We start from the raw sequence: 26,610 nt of genomic DNA on the forward strand, positions 1-26,610 counted from the left end.
CTTAGTGCCCGTTTGAGAATTGCTACGGATGAGCGATGCGGCGGAGCATGAGGCTGCTCATGGCCACTCCGATCATAGCCTCGGAGACGTCGCAGTGCTCTTCGTAGTCGCGCACCAGCCGGCGCCAGCGCGTCATCCAGCCGAATGTTCTCTCCACAACCCACCGGCGTGGCAGTGCTTGGAAACCCTGCTGGTCGGGCAGCTTGCGTACGATCTCGATCACGAAATCCCGGTAAGCCGCCTCGCTCATCAGCCGCCCACGGTCGTAGGCCCCATCGGCAAACAGGTGCTTGAGCCACGGCCAGCGCTGACGCACGGCCTTGATGATTTGCTCGGCCCCTTGAGCATCCTGGATGTCGGCGGTTGTGAGGTTGACCATGAGCAGGCGCCCGTCTGTGTCCACTGCAATGTGCCGCTTGCGGCCCTTCACCTTCTTGGCCGCGTCATAGCCGCCTCCGCCCGGGGCTGCAGGCGCTTTGACCGTCTGGCTGTCGATCACGCCAGCCGTCGGGCTCGCCTCCCGGCCTGAGCGCTCGCGGTCCAGCATGAGAGCGACATCGTGCAGGGTCTGGAACAGCAGGCGGCGGACAAAGCGCCGGAACCACCAATACACCGTCTGCCACGGCCCGAACTCATGCGGCAGCATGCGCCAGCCGCAGCCGGTGCGAGCCAGATAGCGGATGGCGTTGAGGATCTCGCGCAGATCCACCTTGGGCTTGCGGCCACGCCGGGTGGGTTGAGGCAGGATCGGCCTGATCCGCTGCCATTCCTCATCGGTCAGGTCGGTCGGGTAGCGCTGCCGCTCAAAGGCCTTCTGGCGCTCACGATGCTCTTTGGTCCACATCCGGCTCATGTGGACTCAAGACTAGCCCAATCTAACCCACTGCGACATTCTCAAACAGGCTCTAAAGCTCACGAATTGACCCAAAGCAGTCCTTCAGTCCTTGCCTCAGGCATTCGGAAGCTGCGAGGTAAAGAATGCGTATATTGGCCTTGGACATATCAATTGCAACAGCCGAATTGCTTTTCATCCTAAGGCAAGGCCTTGTGAGAGCGTAAGGGTAAACTAAAGTTAGAATTGATAATCTTGCATCTACACAAAATTACGATGTTTGTGCTTACGGAATTGAGAGGGTCTGATGCCTGTGATCTGCTGAAACTTATTCGAGAAAGCAAACGGGTTTTCATAGCCAACCTGGTTTGCAATTACCTCGATTTTTGCATCCGTCGTCGCCAGGAGGTGTGCCGCATGCTGAATCCTCAGGACCGCCAATTGGTGGATTGGACTCCGTCCGAGGCTCCGGTGGCACAGGCGGCGCAGGTGCTCGCTGCTCATGCTGGCTAGACTGGCGAGTTCACCGAGTGTCCAATCACGCGAGAGATCCTGTTGTACGATATTCCATAGAGACAGTAGGCGCTTTTCCCGGCGCCACGGCTCCATGAACAGGTCCACATAACGCTCGATGAGATCGATCCAGAGGCCGCATGTGCCGATATCGCGAGCGCCTTCCACCTCGTGAACAAGACCCATGATGGCGTGCCGGAGCGGCTCCGGGTTGAAGCGGGCCATGAGCGGAGCCACCGCGCCGATCATTGAGAAGGGCGATGAGGGTGTGAAGCGCACCCAGCAATACTGCCACCGCCGCGACGGTATCGCGTGAAAGGCATGCAGCACGTGGGCGGGCGCGAAAGTGGTCATTCCCGTTCGATGCGGCCGCCAGCGCCCGTCGAGCAGCATGCGTCCTTCCCCACCCAGCGATCCGTGCAGGTAGGCGCCGCTCAGCTTGGTTCTGACGATGCGATAGGGCGGGGCCGCGTCTCCGACCCCCACATGCGCGATGTGCCGCTGGCGGAGAAGCGGACAAACGTCGTCGCGTACTGTCCACTGTTGCGTCTTGGCGCCGATGATGTGTGTTTCGAGTAGCTTCTCGTGCGCTACGACCATGGCCTCAGGGTTTCTCGACTGTCAGACTTCCACCCAAGATAACAAAAATCAACATGGAGGAAACGATGATCGCAACTCTCAAGAGTGTCCTTTCGGCTTCACTGCTTGTGCCGCTGGCAGTAACGGCCGCAACAGCGCAACAAAACGTTATCTCCGACAATGTGGTTAGGATCGGCGTTTTAACCGATATGAGCGGTGTCTATTCCGACTTAGCCGGAAAAGGTGCCGTTGAAGCTGTCAAAATGGCGGCCGAAGACTTTGGCGGCACCATTCTCGGCAAACCTATCGATGTCATCTTTGCCGATCACCAGAACAAACCGGATATCGGCTCGGCGACTGCTCGTCAGTGGTTCGATACGGGCGGCGTCGACTTGATCGCCGATCTTTCCAATTCTGCCGTTGCATTGTCGGTTGCTACGCTCGCAAAGGATCAGAAGCGGCATATCATCGTTAACGGCTCGTCGAATATGGGCATCACGAACCAAGTGTGCTCGCCCTATGCAGTGCATTATGCATATGACGCCTATTCGCTTGCTCACGGCACCGGCAAGGCTGTCGTCGAGCAAGGCGGCGACAGCTGGTTCTTTCTCACCGTTGACTTTGCGTTCGGCATCGGGCTCGAGCAGCAGGTTTCCGAGGTGGTCCGAGCTTCCGGAGGGCGCGTGATCGGAGCTGCGAGACACCCGCTGAACACCACGGACTTCTCTTCTTTCGTCCTGCAGGCACAGGCCTCCAAAGCGAAGATCGTCGGCATCGCGTCGACCGGCGGAGATGCAATCAACGCGATCAAGGCGGCGGCGGAATTCGGGATCACGAAGGATCAGAGCCTTGCCGCTCTCCTGTTGTGGCTCAACGACATTCACGCGCTCGGCCTCGATACGGCCCAAGGGCTCCTGCTCACGAATGCCTGGTACTGGGACATGAACGAGGAAACCAGATCTTTCGCGAAGCGCTATTTCGAGCGTGTCGGCAATATGCCCAACATGAGCCAGGCCGCGGACTATTCCTCGACCATGCACTACCTGAAGGCCGTGCAAGCCGCCGGCACGGACGAGCCGGACGCCGTTTCGGCCAAGATGCGGGAGATGCCGATCAACGACTTCTTCGCCAAGAATGGAAAGATCCGGGTTGATGGGCGCATGGTTCACGACATGTATCTCTGGAGGGTAAAGGCCCCTTCGGAGTCGAAGTATCCCTGGGATTATCTCAAACTGGTCAATACAATTCCGGCCGAACGGGCTTTCCAGCCTCTCGACCAGAGCAAGTGCTACCTTGTGAACAAATCCTGACGAAAGAGGTGCCGCGCTCCGGATCCACTGGAGCGCGGCATCTCGAACCGGCTCTCACCTCGAGACAAGTGAGGGCGGAATCCAGACACTCATTCTTAGGATAGAATATGGCCCGGTTTGAGCGCAGAACTCTAGTCGAACGCTTCCAGGAGATGGTCCGGCGAGGCGAGCCGATCATCGGCGGCGGAGCCGGAACCGGAATTTCGGCAAAATGTGAAGAGGCTGGAGGGATCGACCTTATCATCGTTTATAATTCCGGGCGGTACCGGATGGCCGGTCGCGCTTCGTCAGCAGGACTGCTCGCCTATGGCAATGCAAACCAGATCGTCAAGGAAATGGCTGGCGAGATCCTCCCTGTCGTCCGGCACACGCCAGTCATAGCAGGCGTGAATGGAACTGACCCTTTTGCAATCATGCCCGTGCTCCTGAAAGAACTCAAGGAATTGGGCTTCTCAGGGGTCCAGAATTTCCCCACCGTTGGGATTATCGACGGCACATTTCGGATCAGTTTGGAGGAGACCGGAATCCAGTTCGCATCGGAGATCGACATGATCCGCCAGGCCCATGAGCTTGATCTCCTTACAACGCCCTATGTTTTCAGCGCTGACGAGGCCGTCGAGATGACCAAAGCCGGGGCCGATCTGATCGTGCCGCATATGGGCGTCACGGTCGGGGGAACGATCGGAGCAACGACGTCGAAGACCCTCGAGCAATCTGTGGCATTGATCGACGAGTGGGCCGAGGCTGCCCGGAAGGTTCGCAAAGACGTCGTGGTGATTGCGCATGGTGGACCCATCGCGACCCCTCAGGATGTCATCTATGTTCTTGAGAACAGTGAGCACTGCAATGGCTTCTACGGTGCCAGCAGTATGGAGCGCCTTCCAACCGAAATCGCCCTCACGGAGCACATTCGCACGTTTAAGAACCTTTCCATCGAACCCGGCCAAAAGGAGAAGGCTTCATGCTCCGCGTCTATGTAAGCGCAGTGATGGACGTCACCGTTGAGGAAGCGTGGAGTGTTCTGCGAGATTTCAACGCCTTGCCGGTGTACCATCGGTTCTTCAAGGACAGCTATATCGAGAATGACTGGCCGGCTGACAGGATCGGTTGTGTCCGCAACTTCAAGACTAAGGAGGGAGACGACTATATCCGCGAGCAGTTGTTGAGCCTGTCTGATCGTGACTATCTTTGCTGCTATACGATTATTGAAGCATCGGTTCCCCTGTTGAACTACGTGTCAGAGATGCGCCTTCGCTCTGTCACGGAAAGCCAGCAGACTTTTGGGGAGTGGTGGGCCGAGTTCAATACTCCTGCCGATCAGGAGGCAGACCTCGTGGCGCGGGTGACGGATACATTCCGCTTCGCCTTCGAGGGGGCTACGGAAGTCGCCAAAGCGAGGCGGCGCAGTGCCTCATGAGCGCGTCTCCGAACAAAGGACGCGCCTATGTCGTCGGCACATTCGACACGAAGGCTGAAGAACTCCGTTACGTAGGCGCCTTGCTGCAAGATGTGGGGGTTCCGACGGTTCTGGTGGATGTCGGAACCAAGTTCATCTCGGCAGATGCGGACGTATCTGCCGAGATGGTTGCTTCCTGTCATCCGGGCGGAGTTGATGCCGTCTTCAAGGCAGGCGAACGCGGCGCCGCAGTCAATGCGATGAGAGACGCGTTTCAGGCCTACTTGCAAGCCTGCTCGGATGTCGGCGGCATCATCGGCCTCGGCGGATCCGGCGGGACCGCGATCATCACACCCGCGATGCAATGCCTTCCGATCGGCTTGCCGAAGGTCATGGTCTCGACATTGGCATCGGGCGATATCTCACGTTTCATCGGCGTCAGCGACATCATGATGATGTTCCCGGTAACGGACATCGCAGGATTGAACCGCGTATCGCGCGTCGTCCTGGGCAATGCCGCTCATGCGCTTGCCGGAATGATGGTGCGAAACGCTGCTCAGCCCGATGATGACAAGCCGTCGCTGGGGATCAGCATGTTCGGCGTGACCACGCCCTGTGTTCAACAACTGACGGCCGCCCTAGCCAGCAGGTTTGACTGTCAGGTGTTTCACGCCAACGGTCCTGGAGGGCGGGCGCTGGAAGCTCTCACGGCTTCGGGGATGTTCCGGGGAGTTGTGGATGTCACGACCACGGAGGCGGCCGACTATCTGTTCGGAGGCGTCTGTAGCGCCGGCCCGAACCGCTTTGAGGCCGCGGCTCGTGCAGGCGTACCGTGGGTCGCTTCGTGCGGCGCATTGGACATGGTAAACTTCTGGGCCGTGGATACCATCCCGGAACACTATCGCGGACGTCTCCTCCACTCACACAATGCCCATGTCACCCTGATGCGGACGTCAGCGGATGAGATGGTAGTCATCGGCGAGTGGCTAGCGGGGAAGCTGAACCAATCTCAGGCTCCCGTGCGTTTACTGCTCCCGGAGGGTGGATTGTCCATGCTTGATGCCCCAGGGGAACCCTTCTTCGATCCTGCGGCAGATGAAGCACTGTTTACGAGTCTCGAGAAGGCTTTTCAGGTGTCAGATATACATCAGATCATACGTGTTCCACACCACATCAACGACGCTGCCTTTGTCGAGATTCTTGTCCATCACGTCAATCAGGTAATGGGAACCTAGCCGGAAGGTATTCTTGACTGTAGCGCATGAATATCGGTCAAACGTATTTCTTGGACCGAAACGCTTTGCCCGCTGTGGGCAACAGGAAGAGCGTGGTCGTGGTGCCATCTTTCCATCCGAGCACAATCCTCTCATCCGAAAACTGGAGAGTATCTTCACCCTCTCCGATGACGAGCGGCAGGTCCTTCTGTGTCTGCTAGTGCAGCTGATGGATCCCAAGGAGAACCAGAACATGGTAAACGAGGTGATCGGCTCAAAATATGACTTCCGTCATCAATTCCTCGGTTGCGCTTCAGCAACTTCGAGTATTATCGTACGGTAAGGATAATATCCATGCGCTTCGCGGCAATAGGTCTCGATCATCGACATATCTACCACCTCGTCGGCGGGTTAATCGATGCCGGAGCGAATTGTGTTGGCTTCGACCCGACGACCTCGGATCCGAGAGTTCTTGCAGGTTTTCGAGAACGTTTCCCTGAGCTTGCCCAAGCCCACCGAGAGACGTTGCTGGCGGATCCCTCCATCGACATCATCTGCTCGGCCGCAATCCCTAGTGAGCGCGCTGCGATTGCCGTTGCGGCGATGCGGGCGGGTAAGGACGTGATGGTCGACAAGCCAGGGATCACGTCCTTTCAGCAGCTCGAGGAAGTCCGTAGCACAGTCACGGACACCGGACGGATCTTCTCGATCTGCTTTTCCGAGCGTTTCGTCGTGCCCTCAACGGAAGTGGCGCTTCGCCTGATCCGGGACGACGTGATCGGCGAGGTTGTCCAGACCGTCGGGCTCGGTCCGCACCGCCTCAACAAAGCAATCCGTCCGGCATGGTTCTTCGATGCCAGCCAGTTCGGCGGCATTCTGGTCGATATCGCCTCTCACCAGATTGATCAGTTCCTTACCTTCACAAGTTCCGAGGACGCCGAGATCGTTTCGGCGGCAATCGGCCATTTCGGCACGGAGACAGCCGCCGAATTTCAGGATTTTGGTGAGGTTTTGCTCCGGAGTGAGCGGGCGTCCGGCTACGTGCGGGTTGACTGGTTTACCCCCGACGGCTTGCCGACCTGGGGCGACGGGCGTCTGATCATTCTGGGCACCCGCGGCACAATTGAGCTGCGCAAGTATGTCGATATCGAGGGACGTTCAGGCACGGACCACCTCTTCCTCGCCGACCGACATGGGACTCGTCATATCGATTGCAGTGGCGAGCCCCTGACTTATTTCAAGCGCTTCGTCGCCGATGTCCAAGACCGGACCGAAACGGCCGTGTCCCAGGCGCATGTGTTCACAGTCAGCCGGCTTGCGCTCGAAGCTCAGAGCCGTGCTCGCTTGATCAGTCCGGGAGGAGACAGATGAGGCGGATCGGTATTGCTCTCGTAGGTCTTGGCCCTGCATCCCAACCCCATGCCGCTAGTCTGATGGAGCTGCACGAGCAAGTCGACGTGCGGTGGGCCGTTGGACGAAGCGCCGCGCGGCTCGAGGCTTTTGCTACGCAATACCCTTTTCCTGTGACGACTGATCTGGATGCAGCGATTGCCGATCCTGCCGTTGAGGCGATCATCGTCCTGACCCCGCCCAATGCACATCTCGAAGTGGCAGAGCGATGCTTTCGAGCGGGTCGGCACGTCTTGCTCGAGAAGCCGCTTGAGGTCTCGCTTGATCGTGCCAAGGAACTGGTCGTGAGCGCTCGACGCGCGCAGCGGCGGCTCGGTGTCGTCCTGCAACACCGTTTCCGTCCAGGAGCCATTCGTCTGCGTGAGCTTCTCGCTCAAGGGAAACTGGGCACGATCGAACTGGCTTCCATGACGGTGCCCTGGTGGCGGCCGCAGAGCTACTACGACGAGCCCGGCCGCGGCACGCTTGCCCGCGATGGGGGAGGGGTGCTGCTCACCCAGGCGATTCACACGATCGATCTGTTCCGATCCTTGGTTGGCGGTTGCACCGTGGAGGCGGCCCAGGTCACGACAACGGCTCTGCACCGCATGGAGACCGAGGACTATGCCTCGGCCTTGCTGCGGCTTCCGAACGGAGCGCCAGCAAGCCTAATGGCCACGACCGCTATGCCCCATGGCGCACCTGAGACGATCAGCATCGTCGGCACTCTCGGAACAGCGAAACTGGTCGGTGCGGGCTTGGAAGTTATCTGGCTGGACGGACGGGAGGAGCGCGTCGAAGCCGACGCCAGGACTGGTGGTGGTGCGAACATCATGGACTTCCCAATCGATGCCCATTGCCTGCTGATTGCTGACTTTCTCGACGCGGTGCGATCAGACCGAGACCCGGTCGTGACCGGCGAGGAGGCTTTGGCCACGCAGCAGCTCATTGAGGAGATATTGACCGTGGGGCGAGGTCGGGCGGACACTGCGCCTCGACAGGCCCTCGGTTGAGAAACTTCAGCAGGTCTCCCCAATCGGGGCCTGCAAGACAAAGGGCAGGCTGTACCTGCCCATGTGAGGGAGGATGAACGATGTTGATACGAACTCTACTCGCTGCGGCCGTTGCTGTAGGCCTCACGGCGCCCGCACAAGCGCAGAACTATCCATGGAAGCCGGATCGGCCGATTACGATCATCGTGCCATGGGCCCCGGGCGGCGCCACCGACCAGGTCACGCGGATCACGGCAAGCGAAATCGAGGAGGCCCTCGGGCAGAAAGTCGTCGTCGTGAACCAACCCGGAGCCTCCGGCTCCATCGGCACGAAAAACGCCTTCGAGGCGGCGAAAGACGGTTACACGTTGACAGCGGGAGCCGTGCAGGACCTGGGGGTCTATAAAGTCCTCGGCATGTTCGACACCGATCTTTCGCAATGGAACGTGTATCTTACCGTTGCGAATGTTCCGGTCATCAGCGTTAACCCGAATGCACCCTACAAGACGCTTGCGGAACTGGTCTCCGCCATGAAGGCAAAGCCCAACAGCGTTACGATCTCGACCGGCGGTGCCGCGTCGGCCAGTCACAATGCAGCGGAGGCCATCACTAAGGCGGCCGGCGCAACCTACAAGCATGTGGCCTATGATGGTGGGAATCCGGCGGTGGTCGCGGCAGTCGCAGGAGAGGTCGAAGCAACGACCCAGCTTGCTACGGAACAAGCGGAAATGATCCGCGGCAAGCGTCTGCGGCCGTTGGCAGCGTTCTCCGACAAGCCCCTCGAACTCACGGGCTACGGCACTATACCGCCCGTCACCGAGACCCTGTCGAATCTGCGTCCGCCCACAAGCTACTTCGGGATCTTCGTCCCGAAAGGCGTGCCCCAGCCCGTCGTGGAGACCCTCGACCAGATCTGGCGCGAGAAGATCACGAACTCGGAAAAGCTCAAGAGCTATGCCCGAGAGCGGGGCGCGCTCTTTGCTCCGGCCTTTGGTGCGGCAGCTGTGGAGCAGTCTATGCCTGTTGTGCGCGCCAACGCTTGGCTCCTGTTTGACGCTGGCAAAGCCAAGGTCTCACCGGACACCGTCGGGATCCAGCGCCCCTGATGGCCCGTGCCCAATGAACGGGGACCGCATCGCCGGAGTGATCTGGTTCGTTTTCGGGACAGCCGTATTCTATGGTTCTTGGACCATGGACCGGCTTGCCTCACAGAACATCAATCCACTCACGGCACCCGGCCTCCTGCCGGGCCTCCTTGGATTGGGCATGATGGTCATGGCCCTTGTTCTCATATCGCGCCGTGAAATCGGCCGGGCGGCGTCGGCAATCGGCGTCGCCCCGACCGAGGAGGCCGGTACCAACTGGAAACGGTTGCTTGCAAGCTGGGCGCTCTGCATCGCCTTCGCGGGCATCCTGCTCGGCCGCGGCCTGCCATTCTGGCTTCTCGCCGCAGGGTTCGTGTTCGTCCACATCCTCGTTCTGGAGGACCGCCACCGGATCGAGGGGCGCTCCTTCTTACGCCGCTCCATTGAGGCTGCACTGATCGCGACGGCCACCTCGGCCGCCGTGACCTATCTTTTCCAGAACCTCTTTCTTATCCGGCTTCCATAACCGCAATGTTTGACGGACTCATCTTCTTCAGCCAAGCAGTTGCCGGTTTCCTTACGCCGGCGACGCTGGCCCTGGCGTTAGGCGCCACGCTTGTTGGTCTGCTCATGGGGGCAATGCCCGGCCTGAGCGCGACCCTCGCGATCACACTGCTGACCACGCTGACCCTCAAGCTCGACCCGTCGGTAGCGATCCTCATTTTGATCTGTGCCTATAACGGCGCGATCTACGGCGGGAGCCGGACAGCGATCCTGCTTAACATTCCAGGCACGGCCGCCAATGCCGCCGCCTGCCTGGACGGATACGCTTTGGCCCGCAAAGGAGAGGCAGGGCGGGCCATGGGGATCGCCACGGCCGGTTCCGTGCTGGGCTCTTTCTTCGGTATGCTCTGCCTCGCCCTGTTCACGCCTCTCCTGGGGGAGTTTGCGCTCAGCTTCGGTGCGTACGAGTTTTTTTGGCTCGCACTGCTCGGAGTTGTCATGTCCGGGAATGTCGTTACCGCAGATCCAATCAAGGGCTGGCTTGCAGGTGCGCTCGGACTGTTTGTCGCCTGTATCGGGCAGGAGGGCCTCTACGCTTATCCGCGTTTCAGCTTTGGCAATACCGATCTCGCCGGCGGCTTTCAGCTGATCCCCGTTCTCGTCGGAGCGTTCGGCTTCTCCGAAATCCTGACCATTATGGCAGAGCGTGGAACGCGGCCCAAGATCATGAGCTTCGACACCGCGCTGCCCCGTATCGTGGACGTGCTGCGGCATTGGAAGACGATCCTGCGGTCCGGCACCATCGGCGTATGGGTCGGGATCCTGCCGGGAGTTGGTGAGGATATGGCGGCCTGGACATCCTACGCGACCGCAAAGCGGCTGAGCCGGAAGCCGGAGGAATATGGGAATGGCTCTGTCGAGGGGCTCATGGCAGCCGAAACCGGCGACAACGCTTCCGTTCCCGGCGCACTGATCCCTGCACTGGCACTCGCAATCCCGGGCTCGGCACCAAGTGCCGTGCTCCTCGCCGCCATGATCATTCACGGCATTCAGCCCGGCCCGATGCTGATGGTGAACAATCCCGACTTTATCTACCAAGTCGTGGCGATGGTACTGATTGCGACGATCGGCATCCTCTTCTTCGGTCTGTTTTTTATTCGTCCCCTTCTTCTCGTGCTGCGGGTGCCACGGACGATCCTGATGCCGATCATCTTTGTCCTCTGCACTGTGGGAGCCTTTTCGTTGTCGTCACGCCTTTTCGACGTCTGGGTCATGCTCGGCTTCGGCACGCTTGCTTTCCTCATGCGCCGGCATGGCTACCCGATCGCTCCGTTCGTCTTGGGGATTGTGCTGGGCGATATTCTGGACAAGAGCCTTCGGCGTGCTCTCACTCTGAGCGACGGAGATATGACTCCTTTCTTCACACGCCCGATCAGTGCCATCCTAGCCCTTCTTGTGATCTACACGTTCATATCGAATGTCCCCGCTGTGGGTCGTGCGACGGCTTGGGTCAAAACTAGGCTTGAGAAGCCGGGTACAAGACCAGGAGCCGTCTGAGCTAATGCGTATGTCCCTTTGCAACGAAGTCGTGCGACACTTGCCGTTTCCTCAGCAATGCGCTCTTGCGCGTGAGCTCGGATACGATGGGCTCGAGATCGCTCCTTTTACTCTCGGTGATGAGCCGCACCGTCTGGCACCGGCCTGTATCGCCGAGTTGCGCTCAATCGCCTCGCGCGAAGGCATCGGAATCACGGGGTTGCATTGGCTCTTGATGAAACCGGAGAACTTGTCGATCACGAGCCGCGATGCCCCGGTCCGACAACGCACGGTGGATGTGATGCGGCGTCTGATCGATCTCTGTGCAGACCTCGGCGGGCACTATCTCGTGCACGGCTCGCCTCGTCAGCGCGAGCTGATCACAGAACATGAGCGCGAGCAGCGCGCTTTTGGTGCTGAGTGCTTTGCGGCAGCCGGTGAACATGCATCGACCGCCGGTGTAGTCTATTGCATAGAGCCGCTCGCACCGGATGAGACAAACTTCGTGACGAGCGTCGCAGAAGCCGCCGACCTTGTCAGGCAGATCAATATTCCAGCCCTTCGCACGATGATCGATTGCGCGGCAGCAATGCGCGGGAGAGACGGCGACCCAGCCAGATTACTATCGACATGGCTCCCAAGTGGTCTGATCGCCCATGTTCACTTGAACGATCCGAACCGGCGAGGCCCGGGCCAGGGCAGCCTCCAATTCAAGCCAATCCTGCAAGCTCTTCGCGAGAAGGGATATAGCGGGTTTCTCGGGGTTGAGCCGTTCATCTATGAACCGGACGGACCATCATCTGCAGCCCGCGCGATTGGATATTTGCGAGGATGCCTTGAGTGAGGATATTGTGGTGCTCCTCACCATCAACTCTACACTCGTCGGAATGGCCGCGAGCAAAATTCGGATTGGCCACACGGTCGTTGGAACGACGTCAAATCACGCTCATGGGTGAGTCTCGATTACCATGAATTTATTCGCGGCAATCAATTTCCCAAGCGGCACCTGAACATTCTCTACGCGAACGTCGGCTCCTGGCACTTCTCGGAAGTAAGCGCTTGGTCTGCTTAGGCGCTTAAGAGCAGACATTGTTGCGGCGCCGAAAGAGAAATGTTTGCTCTAGAGCTGGTCCAAGAGACCAGGCCCTTTCGGAGCCGATCTCGCCACAAGCATGACGAAATGAGCATTCATGAGTGATTTGAGGCTCGCTCTACCCTCAGTTAGCCCTAACTTCGTCCGATCGACGGGCCGTCATAGCGTAGTCCAAATAAGCGCGACAGCCGGCGGGTGGCCCGATGGGTGGAAAGCCAAGTCCTCCGTCGTGGCCAGGCGAGCAAGAACGACCGTGGGGCACCCGCTGGCGGCGCTTTGATCAACCGCTTGAATTCAACCTCACTCGTTGTGCCCTTCAGGCCATTGCGGTCGGTTCTGTTGCAGCTTTGAAGCTTGCCCGGCCTGAGCTACGACAGGATGAGGCTGAGAGGGGCTGACGGTGATGCAAGGTAACAAGAACCGGTTCAAGGTTCGGCAATTCACGGCAGAGATCATCCTGTGGGCAGTCCGCTGGTATCTTCAGTTCCCAATCAGATATCGCGATCTTGAGCACATGCTCGCTGATCGAGGTGTGCATGTGGACCATACGACCCTGTTTCGGTGGATCCAGGCTTACGCTCCCAAACTGGACAAGCGCATCCGTCCGCACCTGCGGAGGACAAATGGCTCCTGGAGAGTAGACGAGACTTACATTCGGGTGAAGGGTCAGTGGGTCCATCTCTACCGCGCAGTCGATGCTGTCGGGCAGACGATCGATTTCCTGCTCTCGCCCAAGCGGGATGCGGCTGCGACCCTGCGTTTCTTCCGCAGAGCCTTGAAGCAGTCACATACGGTCAATCCGCGGACGATCACGGTCGGCAAGAATGCCGCCAATCCGATCGCGACGAAGGCGATGAAACGTGCCGGAGAGCTCTGGCGTTTCGCCAAACTACGGCAGGTGAAATGTCTGAATAACATCGTCGAGCAGGATCACCGGCGCATCAAACGACTGGTTCGTCCTGGGCTGGGTTTCAAGAGCTTCGCGTCTGCCTCGCAGACGATTGCCGGGTTTGAGGCGATGGCGATGATCCGCAAGGGACAGGTTGTAGGTGTGCCAGCGAATCACATGGGCACGCAGCCCGACTTCATTGCAGCTCTCTTCAGAACAGCCGCCTGACCTGAGGCCCATTCCGGTTCGCGTGTGACCTATGTCAGGGTTTGCAACGGAACCCAAACTTTTGCCTATCGAGCTAAATCTGCCATTCCCTATTTACTGCTGATGGGCTAGCAATCTCCAACTAAGTGCTTTGCGTCGGGGACTCAGGATGCGCTGCTACTTCCACCTGGTTCACGATCATGGTGAGTTGATCGATGACGAGGGCATCGAAGTCTCTGATTTTGAGAATGCTAAGGCTCAGGCAATCATGGCTATGACTGAGTTGCAGCGGGAGCCTCGTGGCATTGTTGAGGATTGGCGCGGATGGCAGCTGAATGTTGTCAATGCGGAAGGATGCCTTCTCTGGTCCGTTCCGCTCAATCTCGCGCTGCATTGACGAGCTTCGACCAGCTGAAATGAAAACTGCACCTCTTTCAGCCTCGTAATTTGGTGTTGGGGCCTCCCGCATTGAGCCTTCATCCGCACTCTCCCTAGACTCTCCTGCACCTGGCAGTCGAAACGCTCGGTCACCTCTTAGCCGGCATGTCACCCCCGCCACGACGGTTGATCGCGCTTGGGCGGGGCACCTGGCTCGTGGAGGTTGTCACCAATGAGATTGTTGATCTCGCTTTTGTTGATCAGGGCCATACGCGCGTGAAACCTGCAGCCGCGGCGCGCGCGCATGGGATCGCGCTAGAGATGGTCAAACTGTCTCCGGCCAACCTGGCATTGTGCTGCTGCCCGGCGCCGGATGGTCAAGCGAATCTTGGACTGGGAGTCAGGCTTTTGGGGTCTGGTGCGCGATTATGAGCATTTAGCTCAAACGCTCGCCGACCTGCACGGCATTGCACTACTCGGCTTCATGTTGCGACAGACCTCCAACAACCTGGTGGTCCATAGCAGCCTTTAAGCCTAGCCAAGAGGGGTTACCGCTGCGCTTACCTTAGCCGTTTGGCTTAAGATTTACGTATGGTGATTTCGGCGATGAGCAGCCCTGGTGACGTGCTGATTTCTATGCATTCGTTGGGATGTGTGACTTTGAAGGAAGAGGACGCGATAGAGGATCTAGGTAATGAACCGAGATCAGGCGTAGTATAATATTACAACGTGCTAATTCATACGATTGGTCGGAGAGGCTCCCATTCCGTTATTACGGCGCTGCGGTGAGAGGCCGTTGCAGAGATCTCTTAGCTTCGGCATAAAGAAGAAAGAGCGGAATATGCTGACGTGAAGAGCGACGACCAACGCTCGTTGTGTTTCGGTTAGCTGGCAATCTCCAGAGTGCGTTACAGCACAGTGAACTGCGAATTTGGTATGTAATTCACGACGAGATGCAGCTAGCAGTTATGTTGAACAGATGAGCCGCTTTCTAGTTTGGATTCAGGAAGAGTACATGAAGCAAGAATATCTTGCTGTGATTGCACTTGCGGAACGGCTTCATCGCCGGACCCTCGATAGATTGCAGGCTGAGCTCACGCAATTGAAGATCCAGGATGTTAATGCGGTCCAGGCGATGATCCTGCTCAACATTGGGTCTCAGGAGGTTACAGCTAAAGACCTAATGATCCGGGGCTGTTATCAAGGCACTAATATATCGTATAACTTGAAGCGCCTTACGGAAAATGGCTACATCGACCAGTCTCGATCAGAGAATGATCGTCGGCTCGTTCTTATTAGGTTGACCGCGAAAGGCCAAAAACTCCTCGAGGCGCTGGACTCCTTCTACGAAGGGTTAGCTACCGACTTAGCTGCTAAGGCTGTCGACGAAGAAGCCCTTGAGAACTGCAGGGCGACCTTAAGCATGCTTGATCTGTTCACAGGACGACCTACTGGTCAATTTGCGTAACCTTAGCTGACAATTCCAGAATGCTGAAGTGTAGCAGTGTGGAGAGGTCTCATGAGTAGGGGCGACCTAAAGGCTATCGACGATGGCCGCTCTGTAGTTGCCTCCCAGATAAGTTATAACCTGTACCCAAGTGGCGGCGGATTGGTTGCTGGGGTGGAATTGAGCCTTATGGCCGAGAGTAGGCCATCCGGCCTATGGCATCTAGCTGAATTTTGTTCCCTGAAGAGAGCATCTAGGGTGATCATAACGGACCAGTCCTAAGATTAGTTTTTGCTCTCATCTGAATGACAAGCAAATTCCAATAATCGGGATGAAGGCCGTCGCAGGTCAGTCATCGGCTGGTCCGCCGAGTTCAATACATAATGGGTGGCGAGAGGAAGTAGACCTTACATCGTGCTTGGCGCGTCCGTACTGTTACTTTCCTTAACCATCAAAGCTGCCAGTAGTTGAGAGTGAGCTGCCATGTCCACCAGCAATCTTCCGTACAGGATCGACAATCCGGAGAAGATCGGTATTGGACTCTGGGATAAGGATAGTCTCGGCACAGCTCTCAACGATGTAGATCGTGCAAAGTTCAATTGGTATTACAACTGGGACGAGCGCGCCCTGTGGGATGTTGACGAGACACCCGAGCAGGCAAGCTACGCCCCGATGGTTTGGGGTGGCGCCGCTCTTAACCTGAAGGCAATCGCACAAGCAAAGACTTTAGGTGCCACAACTCTTCTGGGCTTCAATGAGCCAGATGATCTGTATCAAGCGAACATGTCCGTGGAACAGGCCGTCGCCTTATGGTCACAGCTCGAAGCAACAGGGCTGCGGCTTGGCTCTCCGGCCCCAACACAGCATGGCGTCCTGGGTGCAAACTCTTGGCTTGGTCGTTTCATGGCCGAAGCCGAAAAGTTGGCCCTCCGCGTCGACTTCATTGCCGTTCACTATTTCTCGCAAAGCAAGGACGTCAAAGAGTTCAAAGCATGGCTTGAGGCTGTTCATCAGCAGTACAACAAGCCCATCTGGGTGACGGAATGGTGTCTGGCCGACTGGAGCAACCCGGGGCGATTCACTGAAGAGGAGCAGGCGGCATTTGCTCTAGCAGGCGCCCATATGATGGACGATCTTCCGTTTATCGAGAAGCATGCATGGTTCGCAGCCTACGAGGGTGGGGATGGATGGAACCTCAACAGCGGATTATTCGACCAAAAGGGCAATCTTACTAAGGTCGGCCAAGTTTTTGATGATTTGAACAGCGGACGGAGCACACTTGGCGAGGCCCCCCCCATTCTCATCAGCCAAACGGGAACTTCGAAAAAGGATAAGATGGTAGGCGGTTCGGAGCACAATGAGTTTAAGGGTCGTGCCGGCAACGATGTTCTGTCGGGAAAGGGCGGTAATGATCGGCTTTGGGGCTCAACCGGCAACGATACGCTGACGGGCGGAGCGGGTGAGGATGTGTTTGCCTTCGACACCAAACCGAACAAAAAGGCGAATCTAGACACCATCACGGATTTTACGGTCGCCGAGGACAGCATTTGGCTCGACAACAAAATCTTCACCAAGCTGGGAAAGAAAGGCTCATTGGTCGCGCCGGAGTCACTGAATGAGAAGTTTTTCGCAACGAATGCGCCTAAGGACAAGAACGACTACATCATCTACGACAAGAAGAGCGGATACCTCTCGTATGATGCAGACGGCTCGGGCAGCAAGTACAAGACGATCGAATTTGCCCTGCTCAAGAAAGGCTTGGCTCTAAGCGCGAAAGACATTTTCGTTATCTGATGATCAGATCCGAGACCGGTCTAGCGCAGCGAGGAAAATTCGCGCTTGCACCCAAGTTTGCGGCTGTCGGTGATGCGCCAATCCGGCTGCTTGTGCGGCTCAGGCCAATGCCAGGTTTCTTGGTCATTGAAATAAACGAGCGCTTCGACTTGCGGAAACCTGCGCAGTTTCTCCTGTGCACATGAAAGCCACGTCTCCTCGTAGCTTTCCGTACCAGAGACTCCAAACTCAACCAGAACTATGGGCTTGCCATAATTGACCACCTGTCCGTGGAGTGCTCCGAACTTATCTGCGAAAGTTCGATGGTCGTTCTGTTCGATGTTCCACGCTTCAAGATCGAATAATGTTAGTCCAATGAAGTCCACGTAGGCGTCACCTGGATAATAGGATGCCAGAGTGGCTTCACCCTTTGGGGTCCAGCCAAACCTAGCCTCCGGCGCATGAGGCCTGCACTGGTTCACGAAATGCCGGTAAGCTTTCTGGAAGAGCTCCGGATCCTTATTGGCCCAGGGGAACCGACCCTGTGTTTCGTCCATCTCATGTCCCCAGCTGACCATCACGGGAGCGCCAGAAGCTCCAATCTCGTGACAAATAGCTGAAATCTCGCGGTCAAATTCACCCGCGATGACATCGGTCAGGAGCGTCTCGGATCCATCCTTCCAGTTTGGCGCCCTCGTCCAAGGCTCGACGGTCACGATAACCTGCCGGCCCCGTCTCGCAGCATCGCTGGCAAGAGTTCTGTACTCTTCCGGCTTGAAGTTCTGCCAGTAAAGAAACGTGTGCTCCAGCGAAAACCTCTCGTCGTCGCGGAGCAGCTTGTGAGGATCGTAGACACCAAGTCTCGGAGCGGTGCTTGCGCTATCTGCCTGTGCGCTCCGCTGCATGTTCGAGGCAAACAAAAGACAGGCAAGTGCGGCAAGTCCGATCTCGAGTCGCATTACTGTATCCTTTACGCAAAAACCGAACCAGCTTCCCAAGCGCGCCGAAAAATTATCGTGAAGCCACAGCTGCCCTGACCTGGCCGAACTGCTCGGAGATGCGGTTGCCTGCTACGATCTTGTTGAATTCGTCGCTCTGTTGTGTCTCGGAATGTTTGAACACATACCAAGCTCCATCAGGCTCTCGGCGCTGGTAGATTTCGGCACCCTTTACACGATGGGTGAAGCAAGTTCTGGCAGACTTGCTTCCGGTCTGCACTCTCCAGCGTCCTGCGAAGCACATTCTGCCGTTGTCGTCCGTCGTCCAGGTCCCCCTGGCAAACGACCCTGTGGCGGGCTTGCTCCCTACTGCCGCATAAAAGCGCCCGCTCGGATCCATGTAGCCCCCGCCATTAGACCAAAGCCACGTCTTTCCGCCGAAAAGCTTCCGAAGCTCAACTGCGTTCATTGGGCGGCCACCCGTCTCCGGGGCGGCTCCTTTGGCAGGCTTGGCATCTGCGGCACATACGATCGCCATTCCTGAAAGGCAGGCCGCCCCAAGAACCATCAGCGTCCGCAGTTGAGAGAATCCAAACTGATGCCGCATCGACTCAATCCCTTCGCTGATGAACTCGCTTGTAACTATCGTCATGCATGGTGATCGCGGCGGATCAGCCGATGCCCTCAATTTGGAGCCGCAGAGCCGGGGATTACATGAGAATGCCGTAGAGATACTTCGCCCGTACCTCATCGAATTTCGACTTCATACGATCACCCGGCAAAACCTTATCGAACTCGAACTTGCGCCCTGGAGAGCCTTTGAAGACATACCAGGTTCCAGTGTCGCCCTTCTTCTGAAGGATCTTTCCTTGATCCATCTTATGATAGAAGCAGGTCCGCTCGACACTCTTGCCGCTCTGACCGTTCCAGAGAGCCTGGAAGCACATCTCACCACTCGATCCGGTCTGCCACTTGCCGCGTGCCAGATAGGAAGAGGGAGCGTCTGATCCTACCGCTGCATAGAAGCTTCCATCGGGCGCAAAATAGCCGCCGCCCTCCGACCATACCCAAGTCCGATCGCTATAGAGTTGCGTCACTTCCCAGACGGTAAGATCACGCTCCTTGCTATCCGTTCTCGGTAGGGAACCTGTCACGTCAGGAGCACGCCGCTGATGTGCAACAGCAGTCAACGATCTATTTTTACGAGAAGTCGATAGCAGCGATCGAGACGTACTCGTCACCCGAGTTGTTACGTCTCCACCGGTATTGCGCAAGTGAGATGACTGGCAACGATTTTGTGGCTTAGCAGACGAAGCGCATTTTCTAAGCTGAGGGGCTGCGTGAGCTGGTATCATAGCAACCGAATTCAGGACCAGACCGATGCCTATTGTCATAATACCCAACGCGCTACGCATAACCCACCCAAACCTGCTTTGGAATACCGTGGGCATAAGCTAAGCCCTATGGATAATTAAATATGGCTAGCGTCTGCCTGAGGCAAGGGAATTTTAATCAAAATTAAATAAAATTTTACACATTTGGATCCCGCGCTGTATAAGAGCCTTACTGAGGTAGGGTTACCTCCCTCGCGACATCTGAGTTCAAGCAATACGCCAAAGCGCGCCGAGGGGCACAATGAGTGGTGGAAATGTACAGCGTTCCCGTGTCCTCCAATGGCGCGCCCCATCGGGATCTCTATCCGATCGAGGCATCGTTCGCGACGGTTCGGCAAAGCGCATCTTAGTCACCGGCGGGGCAGGGTTCTTAGGCTCTCATCTGATCGAAAAGCTCCTGGAACTCGGGCATGAGGTTGTTTGTGTCGACAACTTCAGCACCGGCAGTCTCCAGAATCTCGGAGGGATGCTCTTAAATAAGCGCCTCTCGGTTCTTGACCACGACATCGTGCTTCCTCTGGACGCCGGGTCCTTCGACGAGATTTACAATCTCGCCTGCCCTGCATCTCCTCCCCACTACCAAGCAGATCCGGTTCAAACGACGAAAACCTGCGTTATAGGCGCTCTGAACGTTCTTGAGATCGCTCGAGCATCGAATGCACGCATTCTCCAGGCTTCTACATCGGAGGTCTACGGCGATCCTACGGTTCATCCTCAGCCTGAAATATATTGGGGTAACGTCAACCCCACGGGGCCGCGTGCCTGCTATGACGAGGGGAAGCGCTGTGCGGAGTCCCTGTTCTTCGATTATGCCAGAATGTATGGCGTCGGCATCAAAGTGGCTCGTATCTTCAACACTTATGGACCACGTATGCGCCCGGACGACGGTCGTGTTGTGTCTAACTTCGTTGTGCAAGCTCTTAAAGGCGAAGACATAACCATCTACGGCTCCGGCTCGCAAACGCGCTCGTTTTGCTATGTGTCGGATCTTGTCGAAGGGCTCATGAGGCTCATGGCATCACCAGAAGAGGTCACTGGACCAGTAAACCTCGGAAACCCAGGGGAGTTCACCATTGGAGAACTCGCCTCGATTGTTGTTGAGATGACTGGCTCACAATCGCAGATCGTGTATTGCGACTTACCGATTGATGATCCCCGTCAACGCCGCCCAGACATTACGAAAGCAAAAGATGTCTTGGGTTGGCTTCCACACGTCACGCTCAAAGATGGTTTAGTCCAGACAATCGACTATTTCGCATCTGCCGAAGCCGCGACAGAGATCCCTCAGCCCCTTAGCGCTGCATCAGCCAGGTAGAGTTTCCGTGACCAATTTGTATATTCTGGTGACCGGTGGAGCAGGCTTCATCGGAAGCCACGCATGCAAGGAGTTGGCCGCGCAAGGATACGTTCCCGTTGCGTACGATAACCTATCGACCGGACACGCGGATGCTGTCCGTTGGGGGCCGCTCGTCACGGGTGACATTCTCGACACGCAGCGGCTTGAGGCTGTCGTCCGGCATTTCAAACCCGTTGCAGTCATGCACTTCGCGGCATGTGCATCTGTGGCGGAGTCAGTTTCTGATCCGGCGAAATACTACCTTAACAATATTGTGGGTACATCAACCTTGCTAAGGGTCTGCGAGAGGCAGGGTGTTAATAACCTGATCTTCTCCAGCAGCTGTGCCACTTACGGCGCGCCTGCGGTGCTTCCAATCCGGGAGTCAACCGTTCAGCAGCCCATTAATCCCTACGGTGGAAGCAAGCTAGTCGGCGAAATGCTTCTGGCGGATTGTGCAGCCTCGTGCGACCTGAGATATGTCGCCCTGCGCTACTTCAATGCATGCGGGGCCGATCTCGACGGAGATTTGGGAGAGCGTCATACGCCCGAGACGCACCTTATTCCTCGGGTTTTGCTAGCAGCCTCCGGCGGGGCCGCCACGTTCGAGCTCTTCGGCGATGACTACGAGACACCGGACGGAACATGCATCCGTGATTACATCCACGTGTGCGACTTGGTTGCGGCCCACATCTTGGCGCTGCGCCATCTCCTTGATGGTGGAGAAAGTCTGGCATTGAATGTGGGCACGGGCAGCGGTTTGTCCGTGAGGGAGATCGTGGACGCTGTCAGCCGTATCACCGGGTACGATGTGCCGACTGAAATCAGGCCGCGCCGTCCTGGCGATCCTCCAGCCTTGTATGCTGATCCTTTTTTGATTCAGCAGAAGCTGGGCTTCCGTGCGAAGTACTCTGATGTCGATACAATCGTCAGGACCGCGGCGCCGTTCTTCGGGATTGAGTTGCCGCCCCGATTCCGGGTTGCGGTCTGAACAGGCGCGTCTCTCCAGCGAACATCTGTCGTGAAACCTCAGCTCCATATCAGTCCGGAAGAGACAACCCCTCTTCTTGTTCCCGCACTTACGGCCAAGCAGCGGGTCGAGTACGGAATCCTAGGCTTTCTGTGGCTGATAGCCCTAGGGGACTTCTGGCTGTGGTGGCTGCAGGACATCCACATCATCGAACTCGGGCGCTATATCGCCAGCACGTTTATTCTCGCGTGGCTCTCTCTCTGCCCGCTCTATTTCTTTGCGGTCTTTTACTTCGGCAGGATTCCCAATCCCGGACTTCCGGTACCACAGAACTACAGGGTCGCGATGGTCGTCACGAAGGCGCCTAGCGAACCATTCGAGGTGGTTCGCGAGACCTTAGAGGCAATGCTCCGCCAGACGTACCCGCATGATACCTGGCTTGCTGATGAGGACCCTCAACCAGAGACAGTCGCATGGTGTGAAGCGAATGGGGTCAGGATCTCATCGCGCAAGGGACGAGACGAATACCACCGCTCGACATGGCCGCGCCGGACGCGATGCAAGGAAGGAAACCTCGCCTTCTTCTACGATCACTTTGGTTATGAGAATTACGATTTTGTATCGCAGCTAGACGCTGATCACGTACCGGATCCCACTTATCTCGAAGAGATGCTGAGGCCATTCATCGACCCCAGCGTGGGTTATGTGTCCGCACCAAGTATTTGCGACAAAAACGCTGAAAACAGCTGGTCCGCCCGCAGCCGGTTGTACATCGAAGCGCCGATGCACGGCGCGATGCAGGCCGGTTACAGCAATCGCTTGAGACCGCTTTGCATAGGATCACACTATGCGGTGCGGACTGCTGCATTAAAAAGCATTGGGGGGCTCGGCCCCGAACTGGCCGAGGATCATTCGACGACGCTGTTCATGGCGGCTCATGGCTGGCGGGGCGTTCATGCGATGAATGCAATTGCCCACGGTGACGGTCCGGCCAATTTCGCCGACCTCGTCACACAAGAATTTCAGTGGTCGCGCAGCCTCGTCACTATTCTGCTCCAATATACGCCAAAGCTGCTAGGCAAGTTGCCATTGCACCTCAAGTTTCAGTTTCTTTTCTGTCAGTTCTGGTACCCGCTCCTCTCGTTTACTTCCCTCGCCATGTTCACCGTTCCGGTGGTCGCGCTGTTTTTCGATGTTAACCTCGCAAGAGTCACTTATCCCGACTTCATTGCACATGCCGTCCCACCTGCTCTTCTACTGACTGTCCTGATCATCCGACTTGCTCGTCACGGGCTATGCCGTCCAAGCACTACGAAGGTCATCAGCTGGGAAGCCGCGTTGTATCCTCTCGTCCGATGGCCGTGGGTTCTGGTTGGCACATTGACCGCATTCCGGGACTGGTGGACTGGGGCGGCGGTTGATTTCCGCGTCACCCCCAAGGGCTCTGCCGCGACAGCAGGCCTGCCACTGCGGGTTATCGCACCATTTGTGCTTCTCTCTATCGGCTCTGCGCTACCCGCACTGCTGTTGAGTGACATTCACGAGGCACGCGGTTTCTACTTCATCACCCTTGTCAACAGTCTATTCTACTCACTTGTGACACTCACCATTTTGTTCAAGCATGCTCAGGAAAATAGAACGTTCCAGCCCCGCGTGGCCTCTGAGCTCAAGTATAAGGGCATGCGGTTGCTCGTCATCGTTGCCGTGATAGCTGCTCCGTCCTACGCCATACCGCTCCGCCTTCAAGCGGGGGCCAGTGCTATCATGGAAGGAGCAGACAAACTTCTTCCAACCATTGACATACCCATGTTGTATTCGAACGAGCGCTGACGCTTAGAACGTGGTCGCGGTCCGAGCCCTGAGGAACGTGGGCTTGCGAGCGACGGGGGGAGCTACAAGCAGGGTTCGATTGCCTTTATAACAATTCAGCCCCCAACGCAGGTAAATGAGCAACCGTCGCGAACCAGCGAAGCCCTGGACCCCGAAGCGCTTCTGGTTCTACGTTGCGCTGCTCGGCCTGATCGCTGGGATCGCCCATACCTACGTTCATGCCTTCTGGCGTCAACCTCATAACCATAGCGAAAGCGAGCATATTCTCTGGAGCATGTTAGTCTATGTCGTGGCTGGAGCCGCTCTGTCAGCTATGATTGCGGCGATCCGCAACTGGCGCATGCGGCAGCCTTAATCCCGGTAAGTCCCCGTAGAGAACGCGAGCGGCGCTCAGGTGTGGCCAAAGAGATGGTAGACCAGCAGAGCGAGGAGCACGACATTCATGACGACAGCGAGGAGCAAGGTGGTTTGTCCCATTCGCCGGTTGCGCGCCAGTTCAGCCTCGATAGACGCAATCTTCTGGCGTTTGGCGAGTTCGTCGCGTTCTTGGGGCCTCAACGGGTGCTCCATCCGGTGAACCTGGTCCATACCAGCTCCGCGCCAGCAGCAACATTCGGCCGGATGGCCTATGCTTCGGTGCAAGGTTGGGAACGGAGTGAGAGGTTCGGCCGTTAGCGCTGGCTTGGAACGGTGTGGGTCTAGCCCTAGGGCTCTTGTATGGAGTTGAGCCTCAAGCTCGGAAAAGCCCGAACCGGCTCAGCCGTTTAGCGAGCCTCGCAAACCGCCGGTCAACGCTGGCAAAAATGGCGGCGCAGCCTTCGGCTCTTGCCAAATGAACCGCATGCGCGAAGTTGATCCCGTCATTGGTCTGGTCCAGGGCCGCTGCGGCCAGGGCAGGGTCCTCCAGCGTCATCTGCGGGAGACCTGCTACATCCCTGCGGGTTTTGGCCAGCCGTGAGGGAGGGTGCTCATCCGCGCTGCGCAGGCCCAAGTCAGCTTTCAGGGGGAGTGTCGTGCTGACAAGGACCTGACGGCTGTCACTGAGCGTCCTGGCGCGGGGCGATTGCTTCGGATGATTTCCAGACAGGGACTGGACGATGACATGGGGATCAGGCTCTTGCCGTCGTCACGCTAGTTCCGATCGAACTCAGACCCGTCACAGCAGTTCCCACGGGCTGGGGCATTGTCAGACTGCAGGTGAGCGGAATTAGAGCAGAGATAGTCGCGTCCCCGCCGGCACACTCTCCAGCGGAGCCCGTCGCAGCAGACCACGACCCAATCTGTGTAGCCGGCGATGACCGGATCAAACGGATGCTGGGGGCGTCGGGCTGACGGATCGGAGGCCGCGCCAGGTGGTGTGACAGAAGCTGCCCTTGCACCGGCGGCTTCAGGTCTGAAGGAAGACATCAGGAGCAAAGATCCGAATGGGTCCGTGTGCCTGAACACGCAAGGCTTTCAGGTCTTCTACCTGCATAGACCATCTGGTCTAATCGACATGCCTTTTGATGTGCGCCAAGTTGGCTGCAACCCATGCAAGAGGTTGAATACTATGATTGCGTTGATACTTACGGCGATTGTGAGCGGTGTAGGTTCCTTTATGCTACTTTGGCCCTACGGAGCAGTCGTCGCTCTTGCTAGCGTTCCGTTTGTTAGTAGTCTTTGTGTCTTCTTGATGGGCATTGTCATGGCCCATCTTAGGAGCGGACCACGAGTTGAACGGAACAATGCTATTGGCGCGCCTCTCAACGCTATCTAGATCTCCGTACGACATCTATTAACTACACGTTTAAACTAGTGGTTATCATGGGTCTGCGTTCAAAGTGTTCCGTTTGTTCGAAATAATCTCTGTTCACAAGACCTAGAGCAGCGGCAGTTCCGACGGAGTCGTTGGGGCTATGCGGCGTGACGGCTTCGTGATTCACTCATCCTGGCCCTCTTGGGAGGAGATGAGCGATGACCAAGTCCTCCTCGCTGGATCTGCGGCACCGGTGGCGCGCTTTGTTGAGGCGGGGCATTCCTGCCATGCCGCGGCCCGGCACTTTGACGTGTCTGTCGCCTTCGTGGTCCGGCTGATGGCCGCATACCGGGCCACCGGCAGCCTGGCGCCCAAGCCGGAGGGTGGCTGGCGCTACTCCAAGCTCGACCCGCATCGCGACTTCCTGCTCCGCCGCGTGACCGAAAAGGACGACATCACCATGCCGCAGCTCGCCGCAGAACTGGCAGCCCTCGGCACGACGGTCACGCCCGCGTCAATCTCACACTGGTTCATCCGCCAGGGCTATAGCTTCAAAAAAAACGCTGCGGGCCAGCGAACAAGGACGCTCCGACGTGCGCCAAGCCCGCGAGCACTGGCGCACGAAGCGTCAGCCCCGCATGCGTCAGGAGCCGCACCGGCTCGTGTTTCTGGATGAGACCGGCACCTCCACCAAGATGACGCGCCTGCGCGGCCGCTGTCCCAAGGGGCAGCGCCTGTATGCCAAGGCGCCCTTCGGCCATTGGCTGACCCAAACCTTCATCGCGGGCCTGCGCTGCTATGGGCTGAGTGCCCCCTGGGTGATCGACGGGCCCATGACCCGGCGGATCTTTGAGACCTATGTGGAGACCCAGCTTGCTCCAACCCTGTCGCAGGGCGACGTGGTGATCCTCGACAACCTGCCCGCGCACAAAAGCGAGAAAGCCGCGCAGTTTCTCAAGCAAAAGGGCGCCTGGTTCCTGTTCCTGCCACCCTACAGTCCGGATCTGAACCCGATTGAGATCGGACCAACGTGGAACCGCTGAACGTGAGGTTCCATTGACACCACGACTGGGCCATCAGGCGCTGCGCGCCTTGGCCTTATGGGTGGCCACACGCCATGACCCCGCGAGCGACACCCCTCCACTGGCAGGACCTGCCGCCCGACCGGCGCCGACGCCTGGTGGTGCTGATCGGCAGCCTCATCCGCCAGTCTCTGGCCGCCGCACAGGAGGCGGATCATGAGCCCGGAACCCGACATCCTCGCTCCGAC

The 26,610-nt window shown here is 57.5% G+C and carries 27 protein-coding genes; 20 read left to right on the forward strand and 7 right to left on the reverse strand.

From position 1 onward, the window contains the following. Positions 1–22 precede the first annotated feature (22 nt). Both MA07_RS00770 and MA07_RS00775 read right to left on the reverse strand, forming a co-directional pair. Entirely contained in the window at positions 23–844 is an 822-nt protein-coding gene (locus MA07_RS00770; protein WP_036345733.1) for an IS5 family transposase, read from the reverse strand. 249 nt (positions 845–1,093) lie between these two features. After that, entirely contained in the window at positions 1,094–1,945 is an 852-nt protein-coding gene (locus MA07_RS00775) for an AraC family transcriptional regulator (protein ID WP_036345735.1), read from the reverse strand. Positions 1,946–1,998: 53 nt separating this feature from the next. Between MA07_RS00775 and MA07_RS00780 the strand changes: the two genes are divergently transcribed. The 14 genes from MA07_RS00780 (at position 1,999) to MA07_RS27380 (ending at position 17,158) form a co-directional block, all read left to right on the forward strand. Continuing rightward, positions 1,999–3,234 (forward strand): ABC transporter substrate-binding protein, encoded by a 1,236-nt coding sequence (locus MA07_RS00780; protein ID WP_244445112.1) that lies wholly within the window; start codon positions 1,999–2,001, stop codon positions 3,232–3,234. A 107-nt stretch (positions 3,235–3,341) separates the two neighbouring features. After that, entirely contained in the window at positions 3,342–4,214 is an 873-nt protein-coding gene (locus tag MA07_RS00785) for a phosphoenolpyruvate hydrolase family protein (protein WP_036345740.1), read from the forward strand. Continuing rightward, positions 4,196–4,651 carry an SRPBCC family protein gene (locus MA07_RS00790; protein WP_036345742.1) on the forward strand — a complete coding sequence of 152 codons (456 nt, stop codon included), beginning with the start codon at positions 4,196–4,198 and terminating at the stop codon, positions 4,649–4,651. Before MA07_RS00785 ends, MA07_RS00790 begins: the two co-directional genes overlap by 19 nt. Continuing rightward, positions 4,648–5,865 carry a Tm-1-like ATP-binding domain-containing protein gene (locus tag MA07_RS00795; protein WP_036345744.1) on the forward strand — a complete coding sequence of 406 codons (1,218 nt, stop codon included), beginning with the start codon at positions 4,648–4,650 and terminating at the stop codon, positions 5,863–5,865. The genes MA07_RS00790 and MA07_RS00795 overlap by 4 nt, the downstream gene beginning before the upstream one ends. A gap of 333 nt (positions 5,866–6,198) precedes the next feature. Further along, positions 6,199–7,215, forward strand: coding sequence for a Gfo/Idh/MocA family oxidoreductase (locus MA07_RS00800; RefSeq protein ID WP_036345747.1), 1,017 nt, complete (start codon positions 6,199–6,201; stop codon positions 7,213–7,215). Beyond that, positions 7,212–8,246 (forward strand): Gfo/Idh/MocA family oxidoreductase, encoded by a 1,035-nt coding sequence (locus MA07_RS00805; protein ID WP_036345749.1) that lies wholly within the window; start codon positions 7,212–7,214, stop codon positions 8,244–8,246. Before MA07_RS00800 ends, MA07_RS00805 begins: the two co-directional genes overlap by 4 nt. An 80-nt stretch (positions 8,247–8,326) precedes the next feature. Beyond that, positions 8,327–9,331, forward strand: coding sequence for a tripartite tricarboxylate transporter substrate binding protein (locus MA07_RS00810; protein ID WP_036345751.1), 1,005 nt, complete (start codon positions 8,327–8,329; stop codon positions 9,329–9,331). Positions 9,332–9,344: 13 nt separating this feature from the next. Further along, positions 9,345–9,836, forward strand: a complete 492-nt coding sequence (locus MA07_RS00815; RefSeq protein WP_036345754.1) for a tripartite tricarboxylate transporter TctB family protein — start codon at positions 9,345–9,347, stop codon at positions 9,834–9,836. Positions 9,837–9,841: 5 nt separating this feature from the next. After that, positions 9,842–11,371: a tripartite tricarboxylate transporter permease gene (locus tag MA07_RS00820; RefSeq protein ID WP_036345757.1), complete on the forward strand. Its 1,530-nt coding sequence runs from the start codon at positions 9,842–9,844 to the stop codon at positions 11,369–11,371. Positions 11,372–11,375: 4 nt separating this feature from the next. Then, the gene (locus tag MA07_RS00825; protein WP_036345759.1) at positions 11,376–12,194 is read left to right on the forward strand and encodes a sugar phosphate isomerase/epimerase family protein; all 819 of its coding nucleotides are present in this window, start codon (positions 11,376–11,378) and stop codon (positions 12,192–12,194) included. A gap of 652 nt (positions 12,195–12,846) precedes the next feature. After that, positions 12,847–13,560, forward strand: a complete 714-nt coding sequence (locus MA07_RS00830) for an IS6 family transposase (RefSeq protein ID WP_036345761.1) — start codon at positions 12,847–12,849, stop codon at positions 13,558–13,560. A gap of 148 nt (positions 13,561–13,708) precedes the next feature. Beyond that, a complete protein-coding gene (locus MA07_RS28330) occupies positions 13,709–13,936 on the forward strand; it encodes a hypothetical protein (RefSeq protein WP_081928689.1) in 228 nt (75 codons plus the stop codon). 996 nt (positions 13,937–14,932) lie between these two features. Further along, positions 14,933–15,385 (forward strand): winged helix DNA-binding protein, encoded by a 453-nt coding sequence (locus MA07_RS00840; protein WP_036345780.1) that lies wholly within the window; start codon positions 14,933–14,935, stop codon positions 15,383–15,385. Between the two features lie 462 nt (positions 15,386–15,847). Next, positions 15,848–17,158, forward strand: coding sequence for a glycosyl hydrolase (locus MA07_RS27380; protein WP_052002668.1), 1,311 nt, complete (start codon positions 15,848–15,850; stop codon positions 17,156–17,158). 20 nt (positions 17,159–17,178) lie between these two features. On the opposite strand, the gene MA07_RS00850 is transcribed toward MA07_RS27380, so the two are convergent. From MA07_RS00850 to MA07_RS31115, 3 genes are read right to left on the reverse strand one after another with little or no spacing between them, the layout of a single operon-like run. Next, entirely contained in the window at positions 17,179–18,096 is a 918-nt protein-coding gene (locus MA07_RS00850) for a glycosyl hydrolase (RefSeq protein WP_052002670.1), read from the reverse strand. 52 nt (positions 18,097–18,148) lie between these two features. After that, entirely contained in the window at positions 18,149–18,727 is a 579-nt protein-coding gene (locus MA07_RS00855; RefSeq protein WP_052002673.1) for a DUF995 domain-containing protein, read from the reverse strand. Positions 18,728–18,785: 58 nt separating this feature from the next. Next, a complete protein-coding gene (locus MA07_RS31115; RefSeq protein ID WP_081928691.1) occupies positions 18,786–19,526 on the reverse strand; it encodes a DUF995 domain-containing protein in 741 nt (246 codons plus the stop codon). 184 nt (positions 19,527–19,710) lie between these two features. On the opposite strand from MA07_RS31115, the gene MA07_RS00865 reads away from it, so the two are divergent. The 4 genes from MA07_RS00865 to MA07_RS00880 all read left to right on the forward strand — a co-directional run bounded on the left by MA07_RS00865 (position 19,711) and on the right by MA07_RS00880 (position 23,960). Further along, entirely contained in the window at positions 19,711–20,784 is a 1,074-nt protein-coding gene (locus tag MA07_RS00865; protein ID WP_052002675.1) for a UDP-glucuronic acid decarboxylase family protein, read from the forward strand. Between the two features lie 7 nt (positions 20,785–20,791). Next, positions 20,792–21,796, forward strand: coding sequence for a UDP-glucose 4-epimerase GalE (galE, locus tag MA07_RS00870; protein WP_036345768.1), 1,005 nt, complete (start codon positions 20,792–20,794; stop codon positions 21,794–21,796). Positions 21,797–21,826: 30 nt separating this feature from the next. Then, positions 21,827–23,605, forward strand: a complete 1,779-nt coding sequence (locus MA07_RS00875; RefSeq protein WP_052002677.1) for a glycosyltransferase family 2 protein — start codon at positions 21,827–21,829, stop codon at positions 23,603–23,605. Between the two features lie 115 nt (positions 23,606–23,720). After that, a complete protein-coding gene (locus tag MA07_RS00880; RefSeq protein WP_036345771.1) occupies positions 23,721–23,960 on the forward strand; it encodes a hypothetical protein in 240 nt (79 codons plus the stop codon). A gap of 35 nt (positions 23,961–23,995) precedes the next feature. Here MA07_RS00880 and MA07_RS00885 read toward each other — a convergent pair whose 3' ends face one another. Next, positions 23,996–24,193 carry a hypothetical protein gene (locus MA07_RS00885; RefSeq protein ID WP_036345774.1) on the reverse strand — a complete coding sequence of 66 codons (198 nt, stop codon included), beginning with the start codon at positions 24,191–24,193 and terminating at the stop codon, positions 23,996–23,998. Between the two features lie 142 nt (positions 24,194–24,335). After that, the gene (locus MA07_RS27385) at positions 24,336–24,518 is read right to left on the reverse strand and encodes a hypothetical protein (protein WP_052002680.1); all 183 of its coding nucleotides are present in this window, start codon (positions 24,516–24,518) and stop codon (positions 24,336–24,338) included. 1,033 nt (positions 24,519–25,551) lie between these two features. Between MA07_RS27385 and MA07_RS30605 the strand changes: the two genes are divergently transcribed. After that, on the forward strand, positions 25,552–26,016 hold the full coding sequence (locus MA07_RS30605; protein ID WP_244445113.1) for a hypothetical protein: 465 nt from the start codon (positions 25,552–25,554) through the stop codon (positions 26,014–26,016). After that, positions 25,979–26,383: an IS630 family transposase gene (locus tag MA07_RS30610; protein WP_052002682.1), complete on the forward strand. Its 405-nt coding sequence runs from the start codon at positions 25,979–25,981 to the stop codon at positions 26,381–26,383. The genes MA07_RS30605 and MA07_RS30610 overlap by 38 nt, the downstream gene beginning before the upstream one ends. Positions 26,384–26,610 lie beyond the last annotated feature (227 nt).

This window comes from Microvirga sp. BSC39 (assembly GCF_000739015.1).
Classification (GTDB): Bacteria; Pseudomonadota; Alphaproteobacteria; order Rhizobiales; family Beijerinckiaceae; genus Microvirga.

Bases quoted from the DNA above. Each gene is read 5' to 3' on its own strand.
- MA07_RS31115 (WP_081928691.1), bottom strand. From the start codon at position 19,526: ATGCCCACGGTATTCCAAAGCAGGTTTGGGTGGGTTATGCGTAGCGCG.
- MA07_RS00770 (WP_036345733.1), bottom strand. From the start codon at position 844: ATGTGGACCAAAGAGCATCGTGAGCGCCAGAAGGCCTTTGAGCGGCAG.
- MA07_RS00785 (WP_036345740.1), top strand. From the start codon at position 3,342: ATGGCCCGGTTTGAGCGCAGAACTCTAGTCGAACGCTTCCAGGAGATG.
- MA07_RS00815 (WP_036345754.1), top strand. From the start codon at position 9,345: ATGAACGGGGACCGCATCGCCGGAGTGATCTGGTTCGTTTTCGGGACA.
- MA07_RS00820 (WP_036345757.1), top strand. From the start codon at position 9,842: ATGTTTGACGGACTCATCTTCTTCAGCCAAGCAGTTGCCGGTTTCCTT.
- MA07_RS00805 (WP_036345749.1), top strand. From the start codon at position 7,212: ATGAGGCGGATCGGTATTGCTCTCGTAGGTCTTGGCCCTGCATCCCAA.
- MA07_RS27385 (WP_052002680.1), bottom strand. From the start codon at position 24,518: ATGACGCTGGAGGACCCTGCCCTGGCCGCAGCGGCCCTGGACCAGACC.
- MA07_RS00830 (WP_036345761.1), top strand. From the start codon at position 12,847: ATGCAAGGTAACAAGAACCGGTTCAAGGTTCGGCAATTCACGGCAGAG.
- MA07_RS00880 (WP_036345771.1), top strand. From the start codon at position 23,721: ATGAGCAACCGTCGCGAACCAGCGAAGCCCTGGACCCCGAAGCGCTTC.
- MA07_RS00850 (WP_052002670.1), bottom strand. From the start codon at position 18,096: ATGCGACTCGAGATCGGACTTGCCGCACTTGCCTGTCTTTTGTTTGCC.
- MA07_RS00885 (WP_036345774.1), bottom strand. From the start codon at position 24,193: ATGGACCAGGTTCACCGGATGGAGCACCCGTTGAGGCCCCAAGAACGC.
- MA07_RS00865 (WP_052002675.1), top strand. From the start codon at position 19,711: ATGAGTGGTGGAAATGTACAGCGTTCCCGTGTCCTCCAATGGCGCGCC.
- MA07_RS00790 (WP_036345742.1), top strand. From the start codon at position 4,196: ATGCTCCGCGTCTATGTAAGCGCAGTGATGGACGTCACCGTTGAGGAA.
- MA07_RS00840 (WP_036345780.1), top strand. From the start codon at position 14,933: ATGAAGCAAGAATATCTTGCTGTGATTGCACTTGCGGAACGGCTTCAT.
- MA07_RS00775 (WP_036345735.1), bottom strand. From the start codon at position 1,945: ATGGTCGTAGCGCACGAGAAGCTACTCGAAACACACATCATCGGCGCC.
- MA07_RS00800 (WP_036345747.1), top strand. From the start codon at position 6,199: ATGCGCTTCGCGGCAATAGGTCTCGATCATCGACATATCTACCACCTC.
- MA07_RS28330 (WP_081928689.1), top strand. From the start codon at position 13,709: ATGCGCTGCTACTTCCACCTGGTTCACGATCATGGTGAGTTGATCGAT.
- MA07_RS00825 (WP_036345759.1), top strand. From the start codon at position 11,376: ATGCGTATGTCCCTTTGCAACGAAGTCGTGCGACACTTGCCGTTTCCT.
- MA07_RS30610 (WP_052002682.1), top strand. From the start codon at position 25,979: ATGCGTCAGGAGCCGCACCGGCTCGTGTTTCTGGATGAGACCGGCACC.
- MA07_RS27380 (WP_052002668.1), top strand. From the start codon at position 15,848: ATGTCCACCAGCAATCTTCCGTACAGGATCGACAATCCGGAGAAGATC.
- MA07_RS00780 (WP_244445112.1), top strand. From the start codon at position 1,999: ATGGAGGAAACGATGATCGCAACTCTCAAGAGTGTCCTTTCGGCTTCA.
- MA07_RS30605 (WP_244445113.1), top strand. From the start codon at position 25,552: ATGAGCGATGACCAAGTCCTCCTCGCTGGATCTGCGGCACCGGTGGCG.
- MA07_RS00810 (WP_036345751.1), top strand. From the start codon at position 8,327: ATGTTGATACGAACTCTACTCGCTGCGGCCGTTGCTGTAGGCCTCACG.
- MA07_RS00855 (WP_052002673.1), bottom strand. From the start codon at position 18,727: ATGACGATAGTTACAAGCGAGTTCATCAGCGAAGGGATTGAGTCGATG.
- MA07_RS00795 (WP_036345744.1), top strand. From the start codon at position 4,648: ATGAGCGCGTCTCCGAACAAAGGACGCGCCTATGTCGTCGGCACATTC.